The sequence below is a fragment of the Mesorhizobium sp. WSM4840 genome, from assembly GCF_055811755.1.
The window spans coordinates 22,186-41,831 of the sequence record NZ_JBVVQD010000007.1 but is presented as its reverse complement, the minus strand read 5'-3'; the positions used below and the strand labels follow the sequence as shown (position 1 = coordinate 41,831).

Genomic DNA, 19,646 nt, shown 5'->3' with positions numbered 1-19,646 from the left:
CCTGCGATCGGCCGGTTCTTCATTCTCCAGGCATCGGAAGATGGCTTCCGCTTTAGGAGAGTAATCATGTCGACACTGACAGCACTGGTCGGGTTCTCGCTTCTCGCCACCTCGGCACTCGCCGATCAGCCGGTAGCAAACCCAGCATATCTCGGCGTTCGATCCAACAATCCGGAACAGGAAACCTACGCCAGCCGCGTCGATAGCGCTACACTCGCGAGAACCTTAGCGTTCATTGGACCGGCCCGCAGTTTCGGCCCGGTCACCCGCGAGCCGGAGAAGGATACAGTCGCGTACACTCCGCTCTTCGTCGATCCGGACTCATGCAGGGTATCACTCAACATATACCACTGAAATGAAGTTCAACAGTGACGGTTCGAGGGACCGGACCCCCGCAGACGAGGATTCCACGCCGCGTCACCAAGGCTGCTCAAGGCATCGTTTAACAGCCCGCTTCATACGCATAACCGCATGCTATTCGACCTCGACGGCAAACTCGTTTGGGCCAGCCGAGGCTTAATCTTTCCAACAAAGAGATGAGCCGTGTCGGACTTTAAAGATATCTTAATGGAAGTACTTCGGATCGCGACCTTCCAACCCCGCGAGGCCCGCATGCGCTATCACCTTCCCCAGTGGGAAGACAGGGCGCAAGCGTCCGAAAGAAAGAGGGCGTTTGGATGCCCAAGCGCCAGTGCCTTCGACGGGAAACCTGGTGAAAGGGGGGTCGAATGAGCTTGGTGACTCCTGTGTCCTCCCTATCACCCGCTAGATCGGCTTGGTCGCGCAGAAAGCCGCTATTTGCAGGCCGGCATCACCTGATTCTAACAAACCTTGGTCTAAGTCTGGGTATAAACGCCAAGTCGCCCTCGATGGGTCCAGCCATGCGCCCGGTCGTTGTTGTCTCAGAGAACCCCGAAAACGCTGATTATCAAACGATTTTCGGGGCCTGGCCAGCAGGACATCGAACGCGATCAACAACGCGACCTTCGAGCCGTTCACCGTCTATGGGTTGGTCGCCTTGATCTTCTTCGTCATGTGCTTCCCGCTGACGCAATATGCACGCTCGCTTGAACGACGGGCGACTACAAACTAGCAAGCTGCCTCTGCGCTTAGCGTTTCGAATGCCATCTTTTGGGTCAAAAGCAGTCATTGGGGATTATCCGGTTCCGCGTTGTGAAGAACGATTGGTGACGATAACCGTGTTTCCGGCTGCCTCTTCGGAGCTATCCCCTTGTTGGAAGAAGAGTTCTGTGTACTCTCACAATGCTTTATCAAGGGCTTGGGGATGAGAATTGTAATATTCGTCGCGTTGGCCGCGACAGCGGCTGGATGCGCGACCTCTCCGGTCGACTATGGAGCGTCGCTTTCGAAGCAAGACCGGAAATGGGCGTCGCCGGAATGCCAGCAAGCCCGCATGGAGGCTTCGGACTACGACGCTCGCGAAAAAAAGCAGCCGGGCTGGGGAACCGGCGTCTTTCTTGGCCCGTACGGATTGGGGCTCGCAGCAGCCATCAAGGAGCACCAGCAGAAGCAACGAAAATTGTTCGCTCGCGCGGTGCACTTGCGGTGCTCAAGCCTTCCACTGCCAAAGGAGTTGCAAAGCGACTTAAGCCCACAGGCCGCGAGTGCAAATCAGACGAAATATCCATAGACCTCACGACCCCGCCCTCCTCGTGAGGAAGCCGCTTTCATCAATGCCCAAAGGAGAGCGGCGGCGCGATACGATCCCGGCGCAGCCAGCGCGCCAGAAGCAGCGCCGCCACCACCGCCAGCCCCAACGACAGGCCGATCCAGATGCCGACGCCGTCGAGCCCGGAATAGAAGGCGAGCAGCACGCCGAGCGGCAGGCCGATGCCCCAATAGCCGATCGCGGCATAGATCATCGGCAACTTGGTGTCGTGCAGGCCGCGCAGCATGCCGGCCGCCACGGCCTGTGCGCCGTCGAAAATCTGAAACAGCGCGGCAAAGGCCAGGAACGACACTGCAAGCCCGATCACTGTGGCATTGGCCGGGTCACCAAGATCGATGAAGGCGCTGATCAGCAGCTGCGGCCACAGGATCATCACCAGCCCCATCAGCGCCATGAACGAGACGCCGATGACAAAAGCGGTCCAGCCGGCGCGGGAAACACCTTCCGGATTGCCGGCGCCATGGGCGAGCCCGACGCGCACCGTAGCCGCCTGGTTGAGGCCGAGCGGCACCATGAAGCTGATCGAGGCGATCTGGATGGCGATGGCATGCGCGGCGAGCGAGGCCGCGTCGATCAGGCCCATGAGAAGGGCTGCCGCGTTGAAGATCGTCACCTCGAAAGCGAGGAGGCCGGCGATCGGCAAGCCGAGCCGCAGCAAGCCCTTGAAGCGCGGCCAGTCGGCCCGCCAGAAGCGCCCGAACAGTTGGTAGCGCCGAAACTTCGGCTCAAGCATCACCACCGCCGCCATGCCGGCGAACATCAGCGTGCTGGACAGCGTGGTGGAGAGGCCCGATCCGGCGATGCCCATCGAAGGGGCGCCGAGATTGCCGAACATGAACACCCAGTTAAAGAAAACATTGCAGGCGACGGCAACGAAGACGATGACCAGCGCCCAACCCGGCCGCTCCAGCGCCGAGATGAACGAGCGCAGGACGATATAGCCGTAGAAGGGCAGCACCGCCCATTCGAGCCAGCGGAGGTAGATGCCGGCCTGATAGGCCAGCGCCGGTTCCTGGCCCATGGCCAGCAACACGGCCTCGCCGTACCAGAGAAATATCCATATCGGGATTGAGATGAGGATCGCCAGCCACAGGCCCTGCCGCACAGTGCGGCGCAGATCGCGCACGGAATGGCGACGGCGGCCGAGTTCTGTGGCGATCATCGGCGAGGTCGCCAGCATCAGGCCGAGCCCGAAGATCAGAGGCATGAAATAGAGGTTGGCGCCGAGCGCGCCACTGGCCAGCGTGTCCGGACCCAGCCGCCCCATCATCATGACGTCGGTGGCGGTCATCGCGGTCTGGCCGAGATTGGTGAGAACCATCGGCCAGGCGAGCGCCAGCGTCGCCCTGATTTCCTGACGCCAAAGGTTTTCCGGCGCGCGGGCACCGGCTTCGATCGCAGACATTTTTTCGCCTATCCGATTGCGGCGCATCGGCTAAAAGCCGGAAGCCGCGTCTCAGCGCGGAAAATGGCCGTGATCGGTCCGGATTCCGCATTAACAGCACGGCTTGTCTACGAAAGGGGCAGCTATGGCAAGAGGCTGACTCAGAGTAAGAGTTGAGCCAGCAAGGGCGTACGGTCTCAACTCCGCCTGTCTGGCCCGCCTGTTTGGCCCGTCTGTTTGGAGAGAGCGCAAGCCGTTATGGTTGCGTCGTTGGCCGATCTGAAGAGCGGGCATCATATCGATTCCATCGAAAGGCATGCGGATGAGCGCGTTTCCCGAAATCTATATGGTTCGGCATGGCGAGACGGAATGGAGTGCCTCCGGGAAGCATACCGGCCTGACCGACATACCGCTGACGCCTGCCGGTGAGGAGGCCGCCGGGCGGGTCGCTGAGCGGTTACAGGGCCTTTCGTTCCAGGCTGTCTGGTCGAGCCCGTCTCAGCGCGCCTTCAAGACTTGTACGCTGGCCGGCTTCGGTTCGGCCGGCGCGAAAAAGGCCGATCTGGCGGAATGGGATTACGGCGCTTACGAGGGACTGACCACAAAGCAGATCCTCATCGAGCGCCCCGGCTGGCGTCTGTTTCGCGACGGCTGCCCTGACGGCGAGACGGCAGAGGATGTCGGCGCGAGGGCGGATCGGATCGTCAGCGAGTTGCGTGACGTCCACGGCAATGTCCTGGTGTTTTCAAGCTCTCACTTCCTGCGGGTGCTGGCCGCGCGCTGGCTCGGCCTGCCGCCGCAAGATGGCGCCTTGTTTGTGCTGGATACCGCCAGCACAAGCGTTCTCGGCTACGAGCACGACCTTGGCGAACCAATTATCCGGCGATGGAACCAGAGATAGCAGACGCATTGCAGGGTTGTTCGCGCCGCGCCTACCTGATTTCGTCCAGCGCCTGTCTCTGCCGGTGCATCTCCAAAAACACGCGGTAGTCGCGATCAAACCGGCTGGCGGCGGCCGGATTCGACGCCCGCTTCCTGCCGCCCTGCTGCATGGCGAGGCAAGCGGCGTTGAGATCAGGAAAATGCCCGGCGGCGGTGGCCGCGATCATGCCGGTGCCGAGCAGCACCGCCTCGTCGGCCAGCGGCTCGACCACCGTACAGCCGGTGGCGTCAGCATAAAGCTCCATCAGCAGCGGGTTTTTGGTGTGACCGCCGGTGACATGCAGCGTGTCGATCAGATAGCCGTTCTCGTTCAGTGCTTCCAGCACATGGCGCACGCCGAGCGCGATGCTTACGGCGGTGCGCCAATAGAGCTTGCACAGGCTGTCGAACGAGGACTCCAGCGTCAGCCCGCTTATGACGCCGACCGCATGCGGATCGGCGAGCGGCGAGCGGTTGCCGTGGAAATCCGGCAGCACATGCAGCCTTGCCGCAAGGTTCTCGCCCTCGACGGCGCGCAACTCGGCAACGCGCCGGGCGATCCTGGCGTGCATGGCGGCGTCCGGTTCCCCGCCGGCGCCATGCCAGCGGATGATATGATCGAGCAGCGCGCCGGTGGCCGATTGGCCGCCTTCCGACAGCCAAAGCCGGGGTAGGGCCGCGCCATAATACGGGCCCCAGACGCCGGCAAAGGGTTGCGGGTCGGGCGACATCGCCATGACGCAGCTCGAGGTGCCGGCGATCAGCGCCAGATGCCGGCCGATGTTGGTTTCGTCGCCGGCAAAACCGCCGAGCACGCCGAGCGCGCCGGCATAGGCGTCGATGACGCCGGCGCCGACCCGGCATTTTTCTGTCAGGCCGAGCTCAGCCGCAGCTTCCGCGCTGAGACGGCCGATATCGGCGCCGACCGGGCTGGCCTTGTCAGGCAGATTGCCATGCTCGAAAAGGTCGCCGAGCCCGACGGCTTGAAAGAAGTCGTGCCGCCAGCCGGTCTCTTCATGCGCCAGATAGGTCCATTTGGCGGTCAGCGTACATTGCGAGCGGGCGAGCGAACCGGTCGCCTTCCAACTGAGAAAGTCGGTGAGGTCGAATAGATAGCCGGCTTCGTTCCATGTTCCGGGCAGGTTGCGCTTCAGCCACATCAGCTTCGGCGTCTCCATTTCCGGCGACATCACGCCGCCAATATAGTCGAGCACGGCGTGGCCGCTTTCGGTGCATTCATCGGCCTCGGCAATGGCGCGGTGATCGAGCCAGACGATGGTGTCCCAGCGCCTTTCGCCTGACACCGACACGCTGAGCTGGCCACCATCCCTGTCCCGCACCACCAGCGAGCAGGTGGCATCGAAGGCGATGCCGACGATACCCTCCGCTGCCACGCCGGCCTTTTCGCGAGCGGCGCGCACGGCAATGCAGACCGCCGACCAGATATCCTGCGAATCGTGTTCGGCGTGGTCGGCCTTCGGCCGGTTCATGACGATCGGGTGCTCGGCGCGGCCGAGCAAGGTGCCTCCGGTGTCGAGAATGCCTGCACGGGCGCTCCCGGTGCCGACATCGACCGCGCAAACGAAACTGTTCGTCAAGGTGTTCTTACTCTCGCTCCCAGGCCTGCAATCAGATCGGGCAGTTGCAGCATGTCAGCGAATATAAAGTCCGGTTCACTCGACGCAAGCCGCGCTTTCAGTGCCGGGTTGCCGGCATGCGAACCGCCGGTGAAGGCAAGGACGCGCATGCCCGCCGCCCGTGCCGCCGCGACGCCGACGGGGCTGTCCTCGACGACGAGACAATTTTGCGGGATCGCTCCCATGTTGGCGGCTGCGTGGAGAAAAAGGTCCGGCGCCGGCTTGCCCCGCGCCACCATGGCGGCGCTGAACAGATGCGGCTCGAGCAGCCCGAGCAGCCCGGTGACGTCGAGCGCATAGCGGATGCGATCCAGCGTGCCGGAGGAGGCGACGCAGCATGGCATGGCGAGCCTCGGCAGGACCTGCCCGATGCCGGGGATAGGCCTCAGCTCGTCGCGAAATTTGCGCATCAGCCCGACGCGCATCTCGCTCAGATGCTGGTCGGTGATATCAAGTCCGAAGTCGCGGTCGAGGATTTCGCGAACGCTTTTCATGCTCTTGCCGAGGAAATGCTCATAGGCGGCGTCCTCGCTGACACTGCCGCCGGCGAGCGCGATCATGCCGAGCAATGCCGAAACGGACAGCCCCTCGCTGTCGACCAGCACGCCGTCGCAGTCGAAAATGACCAGTTCAGGCGCCATTCAGAGATTGCCGGCGAGGTAGCGCGTCAGCGTCGTACGCGCGCCATCGCCCCAGAGCGCCTTGAGCGCATTGGCAAAGGCCTCGACGAACGCCGCCGAGCGGCCAACATCGCCATAGATGTCTTCCATGGCCAGCCAGGCGGCAGGCGCATCCTTTGCCGCCCTGGCTGTGGTCTGCAGCCGGTCCCAGCTCGGATCGTTGGGTTCGATGACGGCGCCGCTATCGGTCGTGCCGAAGCAGTAGCGGCACCAAAGTGCCGATTCAAGCGCCAGGCCGGCGACGCCCTTGCCGGCCTTCAGCCGGTCGGCGATGGTCGGGATGATGAATTTCGGCTGCCGGTTGGAGCCGTCGAGGCAAAGCCTGCGGATGGTGTCGCCAATCTTCGGATTGGAAAAGCGGTGCTCGATGAGCTGGTAATAATCCTCCAGCACGGTGTCCGGCACCGGCGGCACGGTCGGGATGATCTCGTCGTGCTCCAGTCTGTCGAGAAAGCCGCGCACCAGCGGCTCCTGCATCGCCTCGTGGACGAAATGGATGTCCATCAGCCCGGCCGGATAGGCGATGGTCGCATGACCGCCATTGAGGATGCGGATCTTCATCAGCTCATAGGGCGCGACATCGCTGACGAACTGTACGCCGACCTTTTCCAGCGCCGGGCGGCCGTCGGTGAAATGGTCCTCCAGCACCCATTGCCTGAAGGGCTCGCAGAACACCGGCCAGTTGTCTTCGAGGCCGAACTCGCTCGACAGGATGCCACGCTCACGGTCAGTGGTGGCCGGCGTGATGCGGTCGACCATGCCGTTGGGAAAGGCGACGTTCTCGCTCACCCATTTCGCCAGATTCTCGTCGATCAGCCGGGCGAGCCCGATGACGCCATCGGCGGTGACATGGCCGTTGTGGGGGATGTTGTCGCAGGACATGATTGTGAAGGGCACGATGCCGTCTTTGCGTCGGCGCAACAGCCCGGCAAGAATGATGCCGAACACGGTTTTGGGCGTCGCCCCGGGCTCAGCATCGGCGACAATGTCGGGATGGGTCGGGTTGAACACGCCGGACGCCGGATCGATGAAATAGCCGCCCTCGGTTATGGTCAGCGAAACGATCCTTATCGCCGGGTCGGCAAGCCGTTCTATGATCGCGGCCGCGGCGCCCGGCATCAGAAAATCGATCATGACACCGGTGACGCGGGCGCTCATGTGGCCAGAATCCTGCTCGACCACGGTGGTCAACCAGTCCTGTTCCTGCAACTTGCCGCGGCCGACCTTTTCGCCCTCGAAGACGCCGGCGCCGACAATTGCCCAGTCGTGGCCGACGCCCGCATTGAACAGATCGTCGAGATAGACGGCCTGATGCGAGCGATGGAAATTGCCGACCCCGAAATGAACGATGCCGGCCTTGAGCGCGGCGCGATTATATTTCGGGCCGGCGACCTTTGGCGGAAGCTTGGCGAGGATGGAAGAAGAGAGTTTCACGGTCATCTGCTTTTATCCTTTGGCCGGACGGCTCTTCTCCCCGTGGAGGAGACGGGGAGAAGAGCGCCTTCGCCCCCTCAACTCATCCACTGGCCGCCATCGACATTGTAGGTCTGAGCGACGATGTATTCGGCGTCGTCGCTGGCCAGGAACACCGCCATGCCGGTGAGGTCTTGCGCCGTGCCCATGCGGCCGTACGGCACGGCCTCGCCGACCAGTCTCTTCTTCTCGCCCTTCGGACGGTTTTCGTATTTGGCGAACAGAGCATCGACATGGTCCCAGTGCTCGCCGTCGACGACGCCCGGCGCGATGGCGTTGACGTTGATCCGGTGCTTGATCAGGTCGAGCCCGGCCGACTGGGTGAGCGAGATGACGGCGGCCTTGGTGGCGCAATAGACGGCGACCAGGGCTTCGCCGCGGCGCCCGGCCTGGCTCGCCATGTTGATGATCTTGCCGCCCTTGCCGCGGGCGATCATTGAGCGGGCGGCGGCCTGCAGCATGAACAGCGTGCCGGCGACATTGACGGAAAACAGCCTGTCGTAGCTCGCCTTGCTGATCTCGACGATCGGCGCCAGGTCGAACAGAGCGGCGTTGTTGATCAGAATGTCCAGTCCGCCGGTCCTTGTCTCGACCGCTTTCACCGCCGCCTCGATCGAAGCGAGGTCGGTGACGTCCAGTTTCACGGCGTAGGCGTTGCCGCCGATCTCCGAAGCGGTCTTTTCCGCAGCTTCGAGATTGATGTCGCCGATCGCGACCGTGGCGCCCTCGCGGACATAGGCTTCGGCGAACGCCCTGCCGATGCCGCGCGCCGATCCGGTGATCAGCGCCGATTTACCCTCGAGCCTCATTGCATCATCGCCTTTCCGTCTACGCCGAAGCGGTGCAGCTTGGTCTTGTCCGGCGTCAGATAGATCGTGTCGCCGTGATGGACGGCCAGTTCGCCGTCGGCCCGCACCGTCAGCGGCCCGACACCGTCGGCTTGAACGTGCAAAAACGTGTCGGAGCCGAGATGCTCGGCGACGCCGACCGTGGCTTTCCATTCGCCTGAAGTCTTGGAGATGTTCATATGCTCGGGACGGATGCCAACGGTCTTGGCGCCATGTTTGGCCGCCGGCGCGCCTTCGATCAGGTTCATCCTGGGCGAGCCGATGAAGCCGGCGACGAACAGGTTATTCGGCGTCTTGTAGAGCTCCATCGGCGAGCCGACCTGTTCGATGTTGCCGGCGTTGAGCACGACGATCTTGTCGGCCATGGTCATTGCCTCGACCTGATCGTGGGTGACGTAGATCATCGTCGTCTTGAGCTGATGATGCAGTTCGCTGATCTCCAGCCGCATGGTGCCGCGCAGCGCCGCATCGAGGTTGGACAAAGGTTCATCGAACAGGAAAGCCGAAGGCTGGCGCACGATGGCGCGGCCGATGGCGACGCGCTGGCGCTGACCGCCGGAGAGCTGGCCGGGGCGGCGATCGAGATAATTGGTGAGGTTCAGGATCCGCGCCGCGTCCTTGACCTTCCGATCGATGGTCGCCTGGTCCTCGCCCGCCATCTTCAGCGGGAAGGCGATGTTCTTGGCCACGGTCATGTGCGGGTAGAGCGCGTAGGACTGAAACACCATGGCCAGCTTGCGCTTGGCCGGCGCCTCGCCGGTGACGTCGCGGCCGTCGATGTTGATGGTGCCGGCGGTAGTGTCCTCCAGCCCGGCGATCAGCCGCAGCAGCGTGGACTTGCCGCAGCCCGACGGGCCGACGAAGACGACGAACTCGCCGTTCTCGATGACCAGGTCGATGCCCGGAATGATGACCGTCGACCCGAACGACTTCGAGACGTGCTTGAGCGTGATGTTTCCCATGGTTTCCTCCCCGAGGGGTTATTGTCCGTCGTACATCGCTTGCGGCGGTGCTACTTCACGGCGCCAAAGGTCAGGCCGCGCACCAGCTGCTTCTGGCTGAACCAACCCATGATCAGGATCGGCGCGATCGCCAGGGTCGAGGCGGCCGAAAGCTTGGCCCAGAACAACCCTTGAGGGCTTGAGAAGGAACTGATGAAGGCGGTGAGCGGGGCGGCCTCGGTGGTGGTCAGCCGGATCGTCCAGAACGCCTCGTTCCATGCCAGGATGATGTTGAGCAGCATCGTCGAGGCGATGCCCGGCACCGCCATCGGCGTCAGCACATAGACGATCTCGTTCCAGAGCGATGCGCCATCCATGCGCGCCGCTTCCAGGATCTCGCCCGGGATTTCGCGAAAATAGGTGTAGAGCATCCACACCACGATCGGCAGGTTGATCAGCATCAGCATGATCATCAGGCCGATGCGGCTGTCGAGCAATCCTGTGTCGCGGAAGATCAGGTAGATCGGGAACAGCACGGCAACCGCCGGCATCATCTTGGTGGAAAGCATCCACATCAGGATGTCCTTGGTCCACTTGCCCGGCGAGAACGCCATCGACCAGGCCGCCGGTATGGCGACGAGCAAGGCAAGGATGGTCGAGCCGACCGACAGGAACACCGAGTTGAGGAAGAACTTGAAGTAACCGCGCTGCGCCTCGACCGCGGTATAGCTCTCCATGGTTCCCGACGGAAACAGGTTGAAGCCCTGGATGGCCTCCTGCTCCGACTTGAACGACGTGATGATCGTATAGAGGATCGGGAAGAAGATCAGCAGTGCGACGATCCAGGCGGCCGCGGTCGCGATCGTCTTGTGCTGGGTGCTGACTGCACGTGCCATCGTTTCCTCCCTTATTTGTCCAGGTTCTTGCCGACCGCGCGCATGGCGAAGAAGGCGACGATGTTGGCGAGAATGACGGCGAGGATACCGCCGGCGGATGCCTGGCCGATTTTGAACTCCAGCAACGCCTTCTGGTAGACGAGGAAGGGCAGGTTTGTGGAGGCGTAACCCGGGCCGCCATTGGTGGTGACCAGGATCTCGGCATAGACCGACAAAAGGAAGATCGTCTGGATCAGGATGACGACGGTGATGGCGCGCGACATGTGCGGCAGCGTCAAATAGATGAAGCGGCTGATGAAGCCGGCCCCGTCCATCTCGGCGGCTTCCTTCTGCTCGGCGTCGAGCGACTGCAGGGACGTCAAGAGGATCAGTGTCGCAAACGGCAGCCACTGCCAGGCGACGATGATGATGATCGCCGGCATGGGATATTGGCCAAACCAGTCGATCGGCTGCCCGCCGAAGAAGCGCGCAATGTCGGCAAAGACGCCGTATTGCGGATGCATGATCATGTTCTTCCAGACCAGCGCGGCCACCGGCGGCATGACGAAGAACGGCGAGATCACGAGAATGCGGACGATGCCCTGTCCCCACATCGGCTGATCGATCAGCAGCGCCAGCAGGATGCCGCCGATCACCGTGATCAAAAGCACGCTGGCCACGAGGATAAGCGTGTTGAGGATCGACTGCAGGAATGCCGGATTGGAATAAAAAAGCGCGTAGTTCGAGAAGCCGACGAACCCGTCGCGGATCGGGTTGAGCGGGTTGTACTGCTGGAAGGAGAACCACAGGGTGAATGCCAGCGGCACGATCATCCAGACGAACAGCAGCACCACGGATGGCGCGATCATGTAGCGGGCAAGCGAACGGGTCTGCTGAGTAGCCATGACGGTCACCCTTCGAAGGTCAGCCAAATTTTCAGAGTTTGCCAAGTTTTCAGAGCTTGAAGGTGGCCGCCCGAACTGGGATTCGGGCGGCCCCTGCCGGCCATGATGGGCAACCGGCTTTCGGCACCGGGAGGAGCCTACTGGATATAACCGCCCTCGGTCATCGTCGCGGTGGAAGCGTCCTGGGCCTGCTTCAAGGCGTCGTCGACACTGGTCTGGCCGGCGAGCGCCGCTGAAAACAGCTGGCCGACGGTGGTGCCAAGGCCCTGGAACTCAGGGATGGCGACGAACTGGACACCGACATAAGGCACCGGCTTGACGGTCGGATGCGTCGGATCGGCGGCGTTGATCGAGTCCAGCGTCATCTTGGCGAACGGGGCGGCCTTCTGGTATTCGGGGTTGGCGTAGAGCGAGGTGCGCGTTCCGGGCGGAACATTGGCCCAGCCTTCCTTCGAGGCGACGAGCTCGAGATAGTCCTTGCTGGTTGCCCAGGACACGAACTTCTGAGCCGCGTCAGCCTTCTGCGTGCCGGCGGGAATGGCCAGCGACCAGGCCCACAGCCAGTTGCCGCGCTTGCCCAAGCCATTGTCGGGCGCCAGCGCATAGCCGACCTTGTCGGCGACAGTTGAGCTCTTCGGGTCTGAGACGAAGGAGGCAGCGACGGTGGCGTCGATCCACATGCCGCACTTGCCCTGCTGGAACAGCGCCAGGTTTTCATTGAAGCCGTTCGAAGATGCGCCCTCGGGGCCATTGGCCTTCATCAGGTCGACATAGAACTGCAGCGTGTTCTTCCACTCGGGCTGATCGAACTGCGGCTTCCAGTTCTCATCGAACCAGCGTGCGCCGAAGGAGTTCGACATGGCGGTCAGGAAAGCCATGTTCTCGCCCCAGCCGGCCTTGCCGCGCAGGCAGACGCCGTTCACGCCATTGGCGCGATCGGTCATCTTCTCGGCGGCCTGCTTGATGAAGTCCCAGGTCGGCGCGTCGGGCATCGTCAACCCGGCCTTCTCCATCAGGTCCTTGCGGTACATGACGAAGGAGCTTTCGCCGTAGAACGGTGCCGCATAAAGCTTGCCATCGACCGACAGGCCGTTGGCGATGGCCGGGATGATGTCCTTGACGTCATAGTCGTCGCCGAGCTTGTCGAGCGGCAGCAACCAGCTCTGCTTGGCCCAGATCGGAACCTCGTAGGTGCCGATGGTCATCACGTCGTACTGGCCGCCTTTGGTGGCGATGTCGGTGGTGACGCGCTCGCGCAGCACGTTCTCCTCGAGCGTGACCCACTGGAGCTGGATGTCGGGGTTCTTGGCGGTGAAGTCGTCGGTCAGCGTCTGCATGCGGACCATATCGCCATTGTTGACGGTGGCGATGGTGATGGATTCGGCATGCGCGGCGAACGCGAGGGTGCTGGCCGACAACAGACCCAGGGTGAGCGTGCGAAGTTTCATCAAATTCCTCCCATAGACCAAGCTGAGCATTTGCCTTGGCTATGAGCAATTACTCACCTCGCGTGATTTATGTCAAGCCGGATTCGTTGCTGCAGCGCAGCACGCAGCCTCGTGCGGCATCCGGTTCCAGACGCGTTCGGGGTATTTTGAAGACGGTTGCGATGGATCTCGGCATCCGCGTGGAACGACCTATTGGCCGGCAATCTCGGCCAGGATCCATTCGCGAAAAGCGCGGATCTTCGGCACGTTGCGCCGCGCCTGAGGATAGACCAGCCAATAGGCGTGGCCGTCGTCGCCGACCAGATCGAAAGGCTGGATCAGGCGGCCATCGGCAAGCTCGGCCTTGAAGAGAGCGGCCGTCACGATCGCTACGCCCTGCCCGGCAATCGCGGCGTTCGCCTCGTAGGCCTGCGCCCCCATGCTGGTGCCGGGGCGCTTGGCGAGTTCCTCGACCGGCAGGCCGGCGGCAATAAACCAGTCCCGCCACCAGATGTCGCCGGGGTCGAGGATCGGCAGGCGTAACAGATCGGCAGGCTCCTTCACCCCGCCGATGGTCGCCGCGAGTTTCGGGCTCAGCATCGGCGTGAAGTCCGCATTGAAAAGCTTGTGCACCTCCACGCCCGGCCAGTTTCCGCCGCCCGAACGGATGGCGATGTCGATGTCCTCGCGGGCGAAATCGACGAGGCGGTTCGATGTATCGAGACGCACGGCCAGCGATGGATGCGCGACCTGGAACGAGCCGAGATGCTGCGCCAGCCAGTTCGAGGCAAAGGTCAGCAGCGTCGAGACGCAGAGCACCCCATCGGCGCCGCTGCGCGCCGCGGCATAGGCTCCACCCAACAGGGCGAATGCCTCGCTGACCGCAGGCGCCATGCGTTGCCCCGCCTCGGTCAACACGATCTGCCTTGGCCGGCGCAGGAACAAAGGCGCCCCGACGCGCTCCTCCAGAAGCTTGATCTGATAGCTCGCCGCCGCCTGCGTCATGCCGAGCTCGCCGGCGGCCTTGGTGAAGGAAAGATGCCGCGCCACCGCCTCGAACACCCGGATCGCCTGAAGCGGCGGGAGCTGGGAGACCTGCCGTGACTTGAGTTCAGGCATAAGCCCTCCTTATGGGCCGTGATCGACGTTTGATTGGCAGCAAGGCCCGATCCAGCCGATATTTGAGGTCGACGATCACTCTCGTCTACAGCGCCGCGCGTCCTTTTGGACGCGCAAAGGACGCTGTAGCACTTTTGATTTTGCGCATGATCCTTTCCGAAAATCGATATCGATTTTCGGGTCATGCGCCAGGCATAACGAAGGCTGACGATCATGACCACGGTACAGGAAAAGCTATTTCTGACGCCAGGCCGAGGCTGGTTTTTGCGGCTGGCGCGCGGATTGGCACGGCACGGACCCAGGAATCGGGCCTATCTCGACATCAGGGAATTGCCGCCGCATCTACAGCGCGACATGGGTTTTCTTGACGGCAACGATCCTTGTGGCCGGCGCAAATAGCCTTGCTGGACTTATCGCAAATCAGCTGGTGGCCAGCAAGGCGGCGGCGGTCCGTTCGTCGGTGATGAGGCCGTTGACCAGCCGCCGGTTGACAGCCGCAAGGATGCCCGGCAGTTTCCGCTCGCCCATGGCGAGCGCGATCACCAGCGACTTTTCACGCGACGGCAATGATGCCGACGACACCCTGTCATTGGTGATGCCCTCGATCATCCGGCCTTCGCGATCGAACACCCAGCCGACGATCTCGGCGACGCCGCCTGCCTTTTGCAGCGCTTTCAATTCACTCTCCGAAATGAAGCCGTCCTCGTAAAGCGGCGCCTTGGGGCCGAGATCGCCGATGCCGACGAAGGTGACGTCGGCTTCCGCGGCAAGCGCCAGCGTCGGTTGGATCATCGGCTGGCTGAGCAGCATCTCGCGCTCCGCCGGCGAGGAGGCGATGACCGGCAGCGGCATTGGGAAGGACCGCGCCTTGACCCTGTCGGCCATGGTGAAGATGACGTTGTAGAAGGCGGCCGAACCGTCGGGCGAGATGTTGCCGGTCAGCGACACAATTTTGTGCTGCGGGCATTCCATCGGCGGCAGCTGCTCGATCGCCGCCTTCAGCGTGCGGCCGGTGCCGATCGCCATGACGATCGGCGTCGGCGAGCGCAGCCGCCGCTCGATCTCGGCAGCCGCCGCCACGGCGACGCCGATGTTGGAGGAGGAAGCGGGATCGCTCGGCACCACCTCGACCAGATCGAGCGCGAACCGCGATTTCAGCCGTGCCGCGAGGTCGAGGCAATTGGCGATCGGGTGGTCGACACGCACCTTGATCAGCCCCTCCGACACCGCCAGCGATACCAGCCGCTGCGCTGTCTGCCGCGAAATGCCCAGGCTCGAGGCGATCTGGTCCTGCGTGTTGCCGGCGACATAATAGAGCCAGCCGGCGCGCGCCGCGTCGTCCAGCCTGTTGCTGCCGCTGTCCTGCCGGGAATTCAACTTGCTGCCTCCCTGCCCCCGAGCATCGAGGCGGGAGCGCCTTACTTTTACGGCGAAACGCGCGTGTGCGCAATTGCCTACCGCCAGAGCAATTGCTTAGCAGGTACTCGATGTGCCTGTGGTGTTTCCAGTGGATGATCGTAGCCAAGCAATTTTTGAAGTCCGGCAATTCATGAACTCCGGCAATGTCGGCGCGGCGGTTTATCTCCCGACGCAAACCCTTTAAGGGATTCGGACAAAGGAGCCTCGCATGACGCCGAAAGCGGTTTTCTGGGACATGGACGGCACGCTGGTCGACAGCGAGCCATTGCACGAGGCGGCGCTGATAGCGGCGCTGCACAGCGTCGGCATCGCGGCGCCAACCAACCTGCATGAGCGGGTGCTCGGCATTGCCGCATGGCCGGTCTACGAAATGCTGCGCGACGAGTTCGGCCTCGACCTGCCCTTCGACGACTGGATCGTGCGCAAATACGACCACTATCTGCCGATGGCCGAGACGCTGAAGCCGCGCCCCGGCGCGATCGAGATCTATAAAGAACTGCGCGCGCTTGGCGTGGCGCAAGCGGTGGTGTCCAATTCCGACCGGCTGGTCGTCGACGCCAATCTGCGCATGGTCGGTCTTTTCTATCCCGGCATGAAGACGATCAGCCGCAACGACGTGCGCGAAGGCAAGCCGCACGCCGAGCCCTTCCTGCGCGCGGCATGGCTGGCCGGTGTCGATCCGGCCGATGCCGTGGCCGTCGACGACAGCGTGACCGGCGCCACGGCGGGACTGGCGGCGGGGATGAGGACGATCTTCTGGCCGGGGGCGCCTATGGAAGGGCCGCCCGGCGCAATCATTATCAACAGCGCCGACGAATTGCGGGCTGAGCTGGGGCTTTAAGCTTGGCAAGTGGAGTGGCCGCAACCTAGACGCGCCGATGATTGGCGAAACCGGCGATGAGAGCGTCCTTCTCCCCGTCACTATACGGGGAGAAGTGCCCGGCAGGGCGATGAGGGGCGGCGCCGAGATTGACAAGGAAGGCGCTTTTCCGAGAGATCACAGTCAGGCCGAGTTTTGACTTCGTCCCACACTTTCGGGCGCTTGCGCCGCCCCTCATCCGCCTGCCGGCACCTTCTCCCCGTATAGTGACGGGGAGAAGGGGCTCTCAGTTCCGGTAAACCGGCTCCTGCTCGTCGAGGATCGCCTTCAATTCGGAAAGGTGCCGCTCGGCTTGGCCGGGATAATCTTCCTGCTCCGTTGCTGCCTTCTCGGCGATTTCGTCCGACAGGACCCGCAGCGGTCGGCCGGTCCACAGCGCCTTGATGTAGGTCTCGGCGGCGCGTTCGAAATAGAACATGCGGTTGAAGGTGTCGGCAACGGTATCGCCGATGACCAGCACGCCATGGTTGCCCATGACCATCACCTTGACCTTCGGATCGGCAAGCAGTTGCGAGCAGCGTTCGCCCTCTTCCTCGAAGGCGAGCCCGCCATAGTGGCCGTCGACGACGTGGCGGTTGAAGAAGATCGCCGAGTTCTGGTCGATCGGCGGCAGCGTCGAGTCGGCGAGCGAAGCGAGCACCGTGGCGTGGATCGAGTGCACATGCATGACGCAGCGCGCATGACGCACGTTGCGATGGATGGCGCCATGCAGGCCCCATGCCGTCGGGTCAGGTGCATTCGGGCCGGAGAGCGTATCGGGGTCGTTGGCGTCGATCAGCAGCAGGTCACTCGCCTTGATGCGCGAGAAATGCACCTGGTTGGGATTCATCAGGAATTGCGAGCCGTCATCGTTGACGGCCAGCGAGAAATGATTGGCCACGGCTTCATGCATGTTGAGCCGCGCCGTCCAGCGGAAGGCGCAAGCCAGATCGACGCGCTCCTCGTAGAAGGGCAGGTTAGTCAGCATTTCCTTCTGCAGGCGGGCGATGCTCATCGAAAACCTCCGTGAAAGAAGCGAGGATGCCGCGCGCCGCAGATGCGCGCAACCGGTTTCGTTTGGTGCAGACGAGCGCTTTGCCTCACGCCGCAGTGCTTCTGGCGGCGTCGACGCTTAGCCCGCCATGCTCGACGATGAAATCGATCACCTCCTGCAGACCCTTGCCGCGCGACAGATCGGTGAAGCCGAACGGCCGCTTGCCGCGCATGCGGGCGGCGTCGCTCTCCATGACGTCGAGATTGACGTTCACATAAGGGGCGAGATCGCTCTTGTTGATGACCAGGAAATCGGACCGGGTGATCGCCGGCCCACCCTTGCGCGGGATTTCCTCGCCTTGGCAGACCGAGATGACGTAGAGCGTCAGATCGGCGAGGTCGGGGGAAAAGGTGGCGGCAAGATTGTCGCCGCCCGATTCTATGAAGACGATATCGAGATCCGGGAATTTCTTGGTCATCTCGGCGATCGCCTGCAGATTGATCGAGGCGTCCTCGCGGATGGCGGTGTGCGGGCAGCCGCCGGTTTCGACGCCGATGATGCGATCCTCGGGCAGCGCCTGAAGCCGGGCCAGCATTATGGCGTCTTCCCTGGTGTAGATGTCATTGGTGACGACGGCGATGGAGAACTCGTCGCGCAGCGCCTTGCAGAGCTTTTCGGTGAGCGTCGTCTTGCCGGAGCCGACGGGGCCGCCGATGCCGATGCGAAGAGGACCATTGGCTTGTGTCATCTAGGGAACTCCGTGATGGCAAGGAAGGCGAAGCCGAGCCCTACAACCAGGCAGAGCGGCGAATAGTAGCTGACATCAAGCCGCGCGAAAGGCTGTTCGGGCGCCAGCCGGCGCCACCAGGGCGTGAAGCCGGCAATGCCGCGCCCCAGGAAGACGAGTGCGATGAGCAGCGCTGTCGCGACAAGCCCGGCCTTGGGAAAGAGCGTGGCAAACATGCCTTCAAGCGCCATCGGCCACAGTGTCGCCAGGCCGAGGCAGGCGGCGACGGCGAAGCTGGCGAAGGGCGCCGGCATCTCGTCGACGCCGCGAAAGCCGACCACCGCGCGGGCACAGGAGGCAGCGTCCCTACCCGGCCAGATCCCGCCAATACCCCAATAGACATGCAGCGCGGTGATCAGCAGCAGGACGAGCGAGAGCGCGAAGGCGAGAATGATCATGAACGGAACAGCCGCGAATATTGCGTCTCGTGCTTCATCGCCATGACATCCGAGACGAACGCGCAGCCGCCGAGATCATCCAGCGTCGAGCCGGCAGCACGGGCGGCGACGTTGAGCGCCAGCGGTTCGAAGCCGGCAAGCAGCGCGGTGGCGCCCGTCTGGCCGACGACGCCGAGTCGGATCGCAGCCTGGACGAGGTTGGAGAAGAAGGCCTGCAGGAAGGCCGACAGCGCATCCTGCAGGGCAATGGCGTTGCCGCCAGAAACGGCGCCGACGGCGACGCAATAGGCGCACTCGGCCGGCAGACGGTCCAGCACCTGACACGGCCATGCCGATGCCGCCTTCAGGAAGGCGGCGCCCTGCAGCATGGTCTCGGCATGGCGCTCTCGCGAGCCGGCCAAAGCCTCGGCGAGTGCGGCGATTTCGGCGAGATCGCCGGCTTGGCGGGCGCGCCGCCAGCTTTCGGCAAACAGCACGGCATCGTTCCAGCCCGAGCCCATCTCGACCAGCGTCTCCAGCCATGCGACGAGGCTTTCGCTGTCGGCGACCAGCCCGGCATGCACGGCTTGTTCGAGACCATGGCTGTAGGAAAAACCGCCGACCGGGAAGGCAGGCGACAGCCACGCCATCAGCCGCAACAAAGCGATGTTGGAAGGCTGGTCAGTCATGGTCGTGCGAGTGGCTGTGCGAGTGCGACTCGCTCTGGGTTTCGGAATGCGCTTCGGCGTGGCTGTGTGCATGCGCTTCGGCATGGGTATGACCGTGACTGTGCCCTGAATAGGCGCCGCGCATCGGTGCGAACGGTTCGGAAACGTCGCTCACGGTTGCACCCAGCCCTTCAAGCATCGCCTTGATGACGTGATCGCGCAGGATGAGGATGCGGTTAGCCTCGATGGCGGCGGCAAGATGCCGGTTGCCGATATGCCAGGCAAGCTCGGACAGATGGACAGGGCCGCTGGCACGGATATCGTAGAGCGGTTCCTCGGCCGCGACGATCTCGATATGACGGCCATCCTCCAGCACCAGCCGGTCGCCATCGTTCAAGGTCACCGGTTCGGGCAGGTCAACCAGCACTCTATCGCTACGGGCCGTTTCGATGGCGCGGCGGCGCAGATGCCGCTCGTCATGGGCAAGCACGGCACGATCATAGGGCGTGACCGCTCCCGCTTGGCCGGCGGCGAGCACCGAGACGGCACGCGGGAATTTGGTGAAATCGGTGCGGATGTCGAGCTTCATGTAAAAACTGCCTTTCCCAACAAGCGTAGCCTATCGCGTCCGCCGCCCCAATG

The 19,646-nt window shown here is 63.0% G+C and carries 21 protein-coding genes and 1 pseudogene; 6 read left to right on the top strand and 16 right to left on the bottom strand.

Translation table 11 applies throughout. The features are described from left to right. The first annotated feature begins 66 nt into the window (after window positions 1–66). The 3 genes and pseudogenes from AC0L3I_RS11955 to AC0L3I_RS11945 all read left to right on the top strand — a co-directional run bounded on the left by AC0L3I_RS11955 (window position 67) and on the right by AC0L3I_RS11945 (window position 1,651). The gene (locus AC0L3I_RS11955; protein WP_473527030.1) at window positions 67–354 is read left to right on the top strand and encodes a hypothetical protein; all 288 of its coding nucleotides are present in this window, start codon (window positions 67–69) and stop codon (window positions 352–354) included. Window positions 355–955: 601 nt separating this feature from the next. Then, a pseudogene (locus AC0L3I_RS11950) lies at window positions 956–1,093 on the top strand (amino acid ABC transporter permease); the annotation flags it as partial. A gap of 192 nt (window positions 1,094–1,285) precedes the next feature. Further along, the gene (locus AC0L3I_RS11945) at window positions 1,286–1,651 is read left to right on the top strand and encodes a hypothetical protein (protein ID WP_473488456.1); all 366 of its coding nucleotides are present in this window, start codon (window positions 1,286–1,288) and stop codon (window positions 1,649–1,651) included. Window positions 1,652–1,691: 40 nt separating this feature from the next. On the opposite strand, the gene AC0L3I_RS11940 is transcribed toward AC0L3I_RS11945, so the two are convergent. Continuing rightward, complete coding sequence (locus AC0L3I_RS11940; protein WP_473527029.1) at window positions 1,692–3,095, bottom strand: MATE family efflux transporter; 1,404 nt, start codon at window positions 3,093–3,095, stop codon at window positions 1,692–1,694. A gap of 301 nt (window positions 3,096–3,396) precedes the next feature. On the opposite strand from AC0L3I_RS11940, the gene AC0L3I_RS11935 reads away from it, so the two are divergent. Continuing rightward, window positions 3,397–3,975, top strand: coding sequence for a histidine phosphatase family protein (locus AC0L3I_RS11935; protein ID WP_473488394.1), 579 nt, complete (start codon window positions 3,397–3,399; stop codon window positions 3,973–3,975). A 31-nt stretch (window positions 3,976–4,006) separates the two neighbouring features. Here AC0L3I_RS11935 and AC0L3I_RS11930 read toward each other — a convergent pair whose 3' ends face one another. The 9 genes from AC0L3I_RS11930 to gcvA form a co-directional block, all read right to left on the bottom strand. Further along, complete coding sequence (locus AC0L3I_RS11930; RefSeq protein ID WP_473527028.1) at window positions 4,007–5,593, bottom strand: FGGY-family carbohydrate kinase; 1,587 nt, start codon at window positions 5,591–5,593, stop codon at window positions 4,007–4,009. Continuing rightward, window positions 5,590–6,273, bottom strand: a complete 684-nt coding sequence (locus AC0L3I_RS11925) for an HAD-IA family hydrolase (RefSeq protein WP_473488392.1) — start codon at window positions 6,271–6,273, stop codon at window positions 5,590–5,592. Before AC0L3I_RS11925 ends, AC0L3I_RS11930 begins: the two co-directional genes overlap by 4 nt. After that, a complete protein-coding gene (locus AC0L3I_RS11920; protein WP_473527027.1) occupies window positions 6,274–7,752 on the bottom strand; it encodes a mannitol dehydrogenase family protein in 1,479 nt (492 codons plus the stop codon). It lies immediately after the preceding gene. A 71-nt stretch (window positions 7,753–7,823) separates the two neighbouring features. Then, window positions 7,824–8,594: an L-iditol 2-dehydrogenase gene (locus tag AC0L3I_RS11915; RefSeq protein WP_473527026.1), complete on the bottom strand. Its 771-nt coding sequence runs from the start codon at window positions 8,592–8,594 to the stop codon at window positions 7,824–7,826. Beyond that, window positions 8,591–9,595 (bottom strand): ABC transporter ATP-binding protein, encoded by a 1,005-nt coding sequence (locus AC0L3I_RS11910; RefSeq protein ID WP_473488389.1) that lies wholly within the window; start codon window positions 9,593–9,595, stop codon window positions 8,591–8,593. The genes AC0L3I_RS11915 and AC0L3I_RS11910 overlap by 4 nt, the downstream gene beginning before the upstream one ends. A 50-nt stretch (window positions 9,596–9,645) precedes the next feature. Beyond that, window positions 9,646–10,470: a carbohydrate ABC transporter permease gene (locus tag AC0L3I_RS11905; protein ID WP_473488388.1), complete on the bottom strand. Its 825-nt coding sequence runs from the start codon at window positions 10,468–10,470 to the stop codon at window positions 9,646–9,648. 11 nt (window positions 10,471–10,481) lie between these two features. Next, a complete protein-coding gene (locus AC0L3I_RS11900; RefSeq protein ID WP_473488387.1) occupies window positions 10,482–11,354 on the bottom strand; it encodes a carbohydrate ABC transporter permease in 873 nt (290 codons plus the stop codon). A gap of 137 nt (window positions 11,355–11,491) precedes the next feature. Beyond that, entirely contained in the window at window positions 11,492–12,802 is a 1,311-nt protein-coding gene (locus tag AC0L3I_RS11895) for an ABC transporter substrate-binding protein (RefSeq protein WP_473488386.1), read from the bottom strand. Window positions 12,803–12,991: 189 nt separating this feature from the next. After that, window positions 12,992–13,900, bottom strand: a complete 909-nt coding sequence (gene gcvA / locus AC0L3I_RS11890; RefSeq protein ID WP_473488385.1) for a transcriptional regulator GcvA — start codon at window positions 13,898–13,900, stop codon at window positions 12,992–12,994. Between the two features lie 213 nt (window positions 13,901–14,113). Here gcvA and AC0L3I_RS11885 point away from each other — a divergent pair, with 213 nt between their 5' ends. Beyond that, window positions 14,114–14,299, top strand: coding sequence for a hypothetical protein (locus AC0L3I_RS11885; protein WP_473527025.1), 186 nt, complete (start codon window positions 14,114–14,116; stop codon window positions 14,297–14,299). 21 nt (window positions 14,300–14,320) lie between these two features. Here the strand turns inward: AC0L3I_RS11885 and AC0L3I_RS11880 are convergent, their stop codons facing one another. Beyond that, a complete protein-coding gene (locus tag AC0L3I_RS11880; RefSeq protein WP_473488384.1) occupies window positions 14,321–15,277 on the bottom strand; it encodes a sugar-binding transcriptional regulator in 957 nt (318 codons plus the stop codon). Between the two features lie 250 nt (window positions 15,278–15,527). Here AC0L3I_RS11880 and AC0L3I_RS11875 point away from each other — a divergent pair, with 250 nt between their 5' ends. Further along, window positions 15,528–16,160, top strand: a complete 633-nt coding sequence (locus AC0L3I_RS11875) for an HAD family hydrolase (RefSeq protein WP_473527024.1) — start codon at window positions 15,528–15,530, stop codon at window positions 16,158–16,160. Between the two features lie 265 nt (window positions 16,161–16,425). Here the strand turns inward: AC0L3I_RS11875 and AC0L3I_RS11870 are convergent, their stop codons facing one another. The 5 genes from AC0L3I_RS11870 to ureE all read right to left on the bottom strand — a co-directional run bounded on the left by AC0L3I_RS11870 (window position 16,426) and on the right by ureE (window position 19,593). Beyond that, entirely contained in the window at window positions 16,426–17,193 is a 768-nt protein-coding gene (locus AC0L3I_RS11870; protein WP_123146120.1) for a class II aldolase and adducin N-terminal domain-containing protein, read from the bottom strand. A gap of 85 nt (window positions 17,194–17,278) precedes the next feature. Next, window positions 17,279–17,920 (bottom strand): urease accessory protein UreG, encoded by a 642-nt coding sequence (gene ureG, locus AC0L3I_RS11865; protein ID WP_473527023.1) that lies wholly within the window; start codon window positions 17,918–17,920, stop codon window positions 17,279–17,281. Next, window positions 17,917–18,357 carry a DUF3995 domain-containing protein gene (locus tag AC0L3I_RS11860; RefSeq protein ID WP_473527022.1) on the bottom strand — a complete coding sequence of 147 codons (441 nt, stop codon included), beginning with the start codon at window positions 18,355–18,357 and terminating at the stop codon, window positions 17,917–17,919. Before AC0L3I_RS11860 ends, ureG begins: the two co-directional genes overlap by 4 nt. After that, window positions 18,354–19,025 (bottom strand): urease accessory protein UreF, encoded by a 672-nt coding sequence (locus AC0L3I_RS11855; RefSeq protein WP_473527021.1) that lies wholly within the window; start codon window positions 19,023–19,025, stop codon window positions 18,354–18,356. The genes AC0L3I_RS11860 and AC0L3I_RS11855 overlap by 4 nt, the downstream gene beginning before the upstream one ends. Beyond that, complete coding sequence (gene ureE, locus AC0L3I_RS11850) at window positions 19,018–19,593, bottom strand: urease accessory protein UreE (RefSeq protein WP_473527020.1); 576 nt, start codon at window positions 19,591–19,593, stop codon at window positions 19,018–19,020. Before ureE ends, AC0L3I_RS11855 begins: the two co-directional genes overlap by 8 nt. Window positions 19,594–19,646 lie beyond the last annotated feature (53 nt).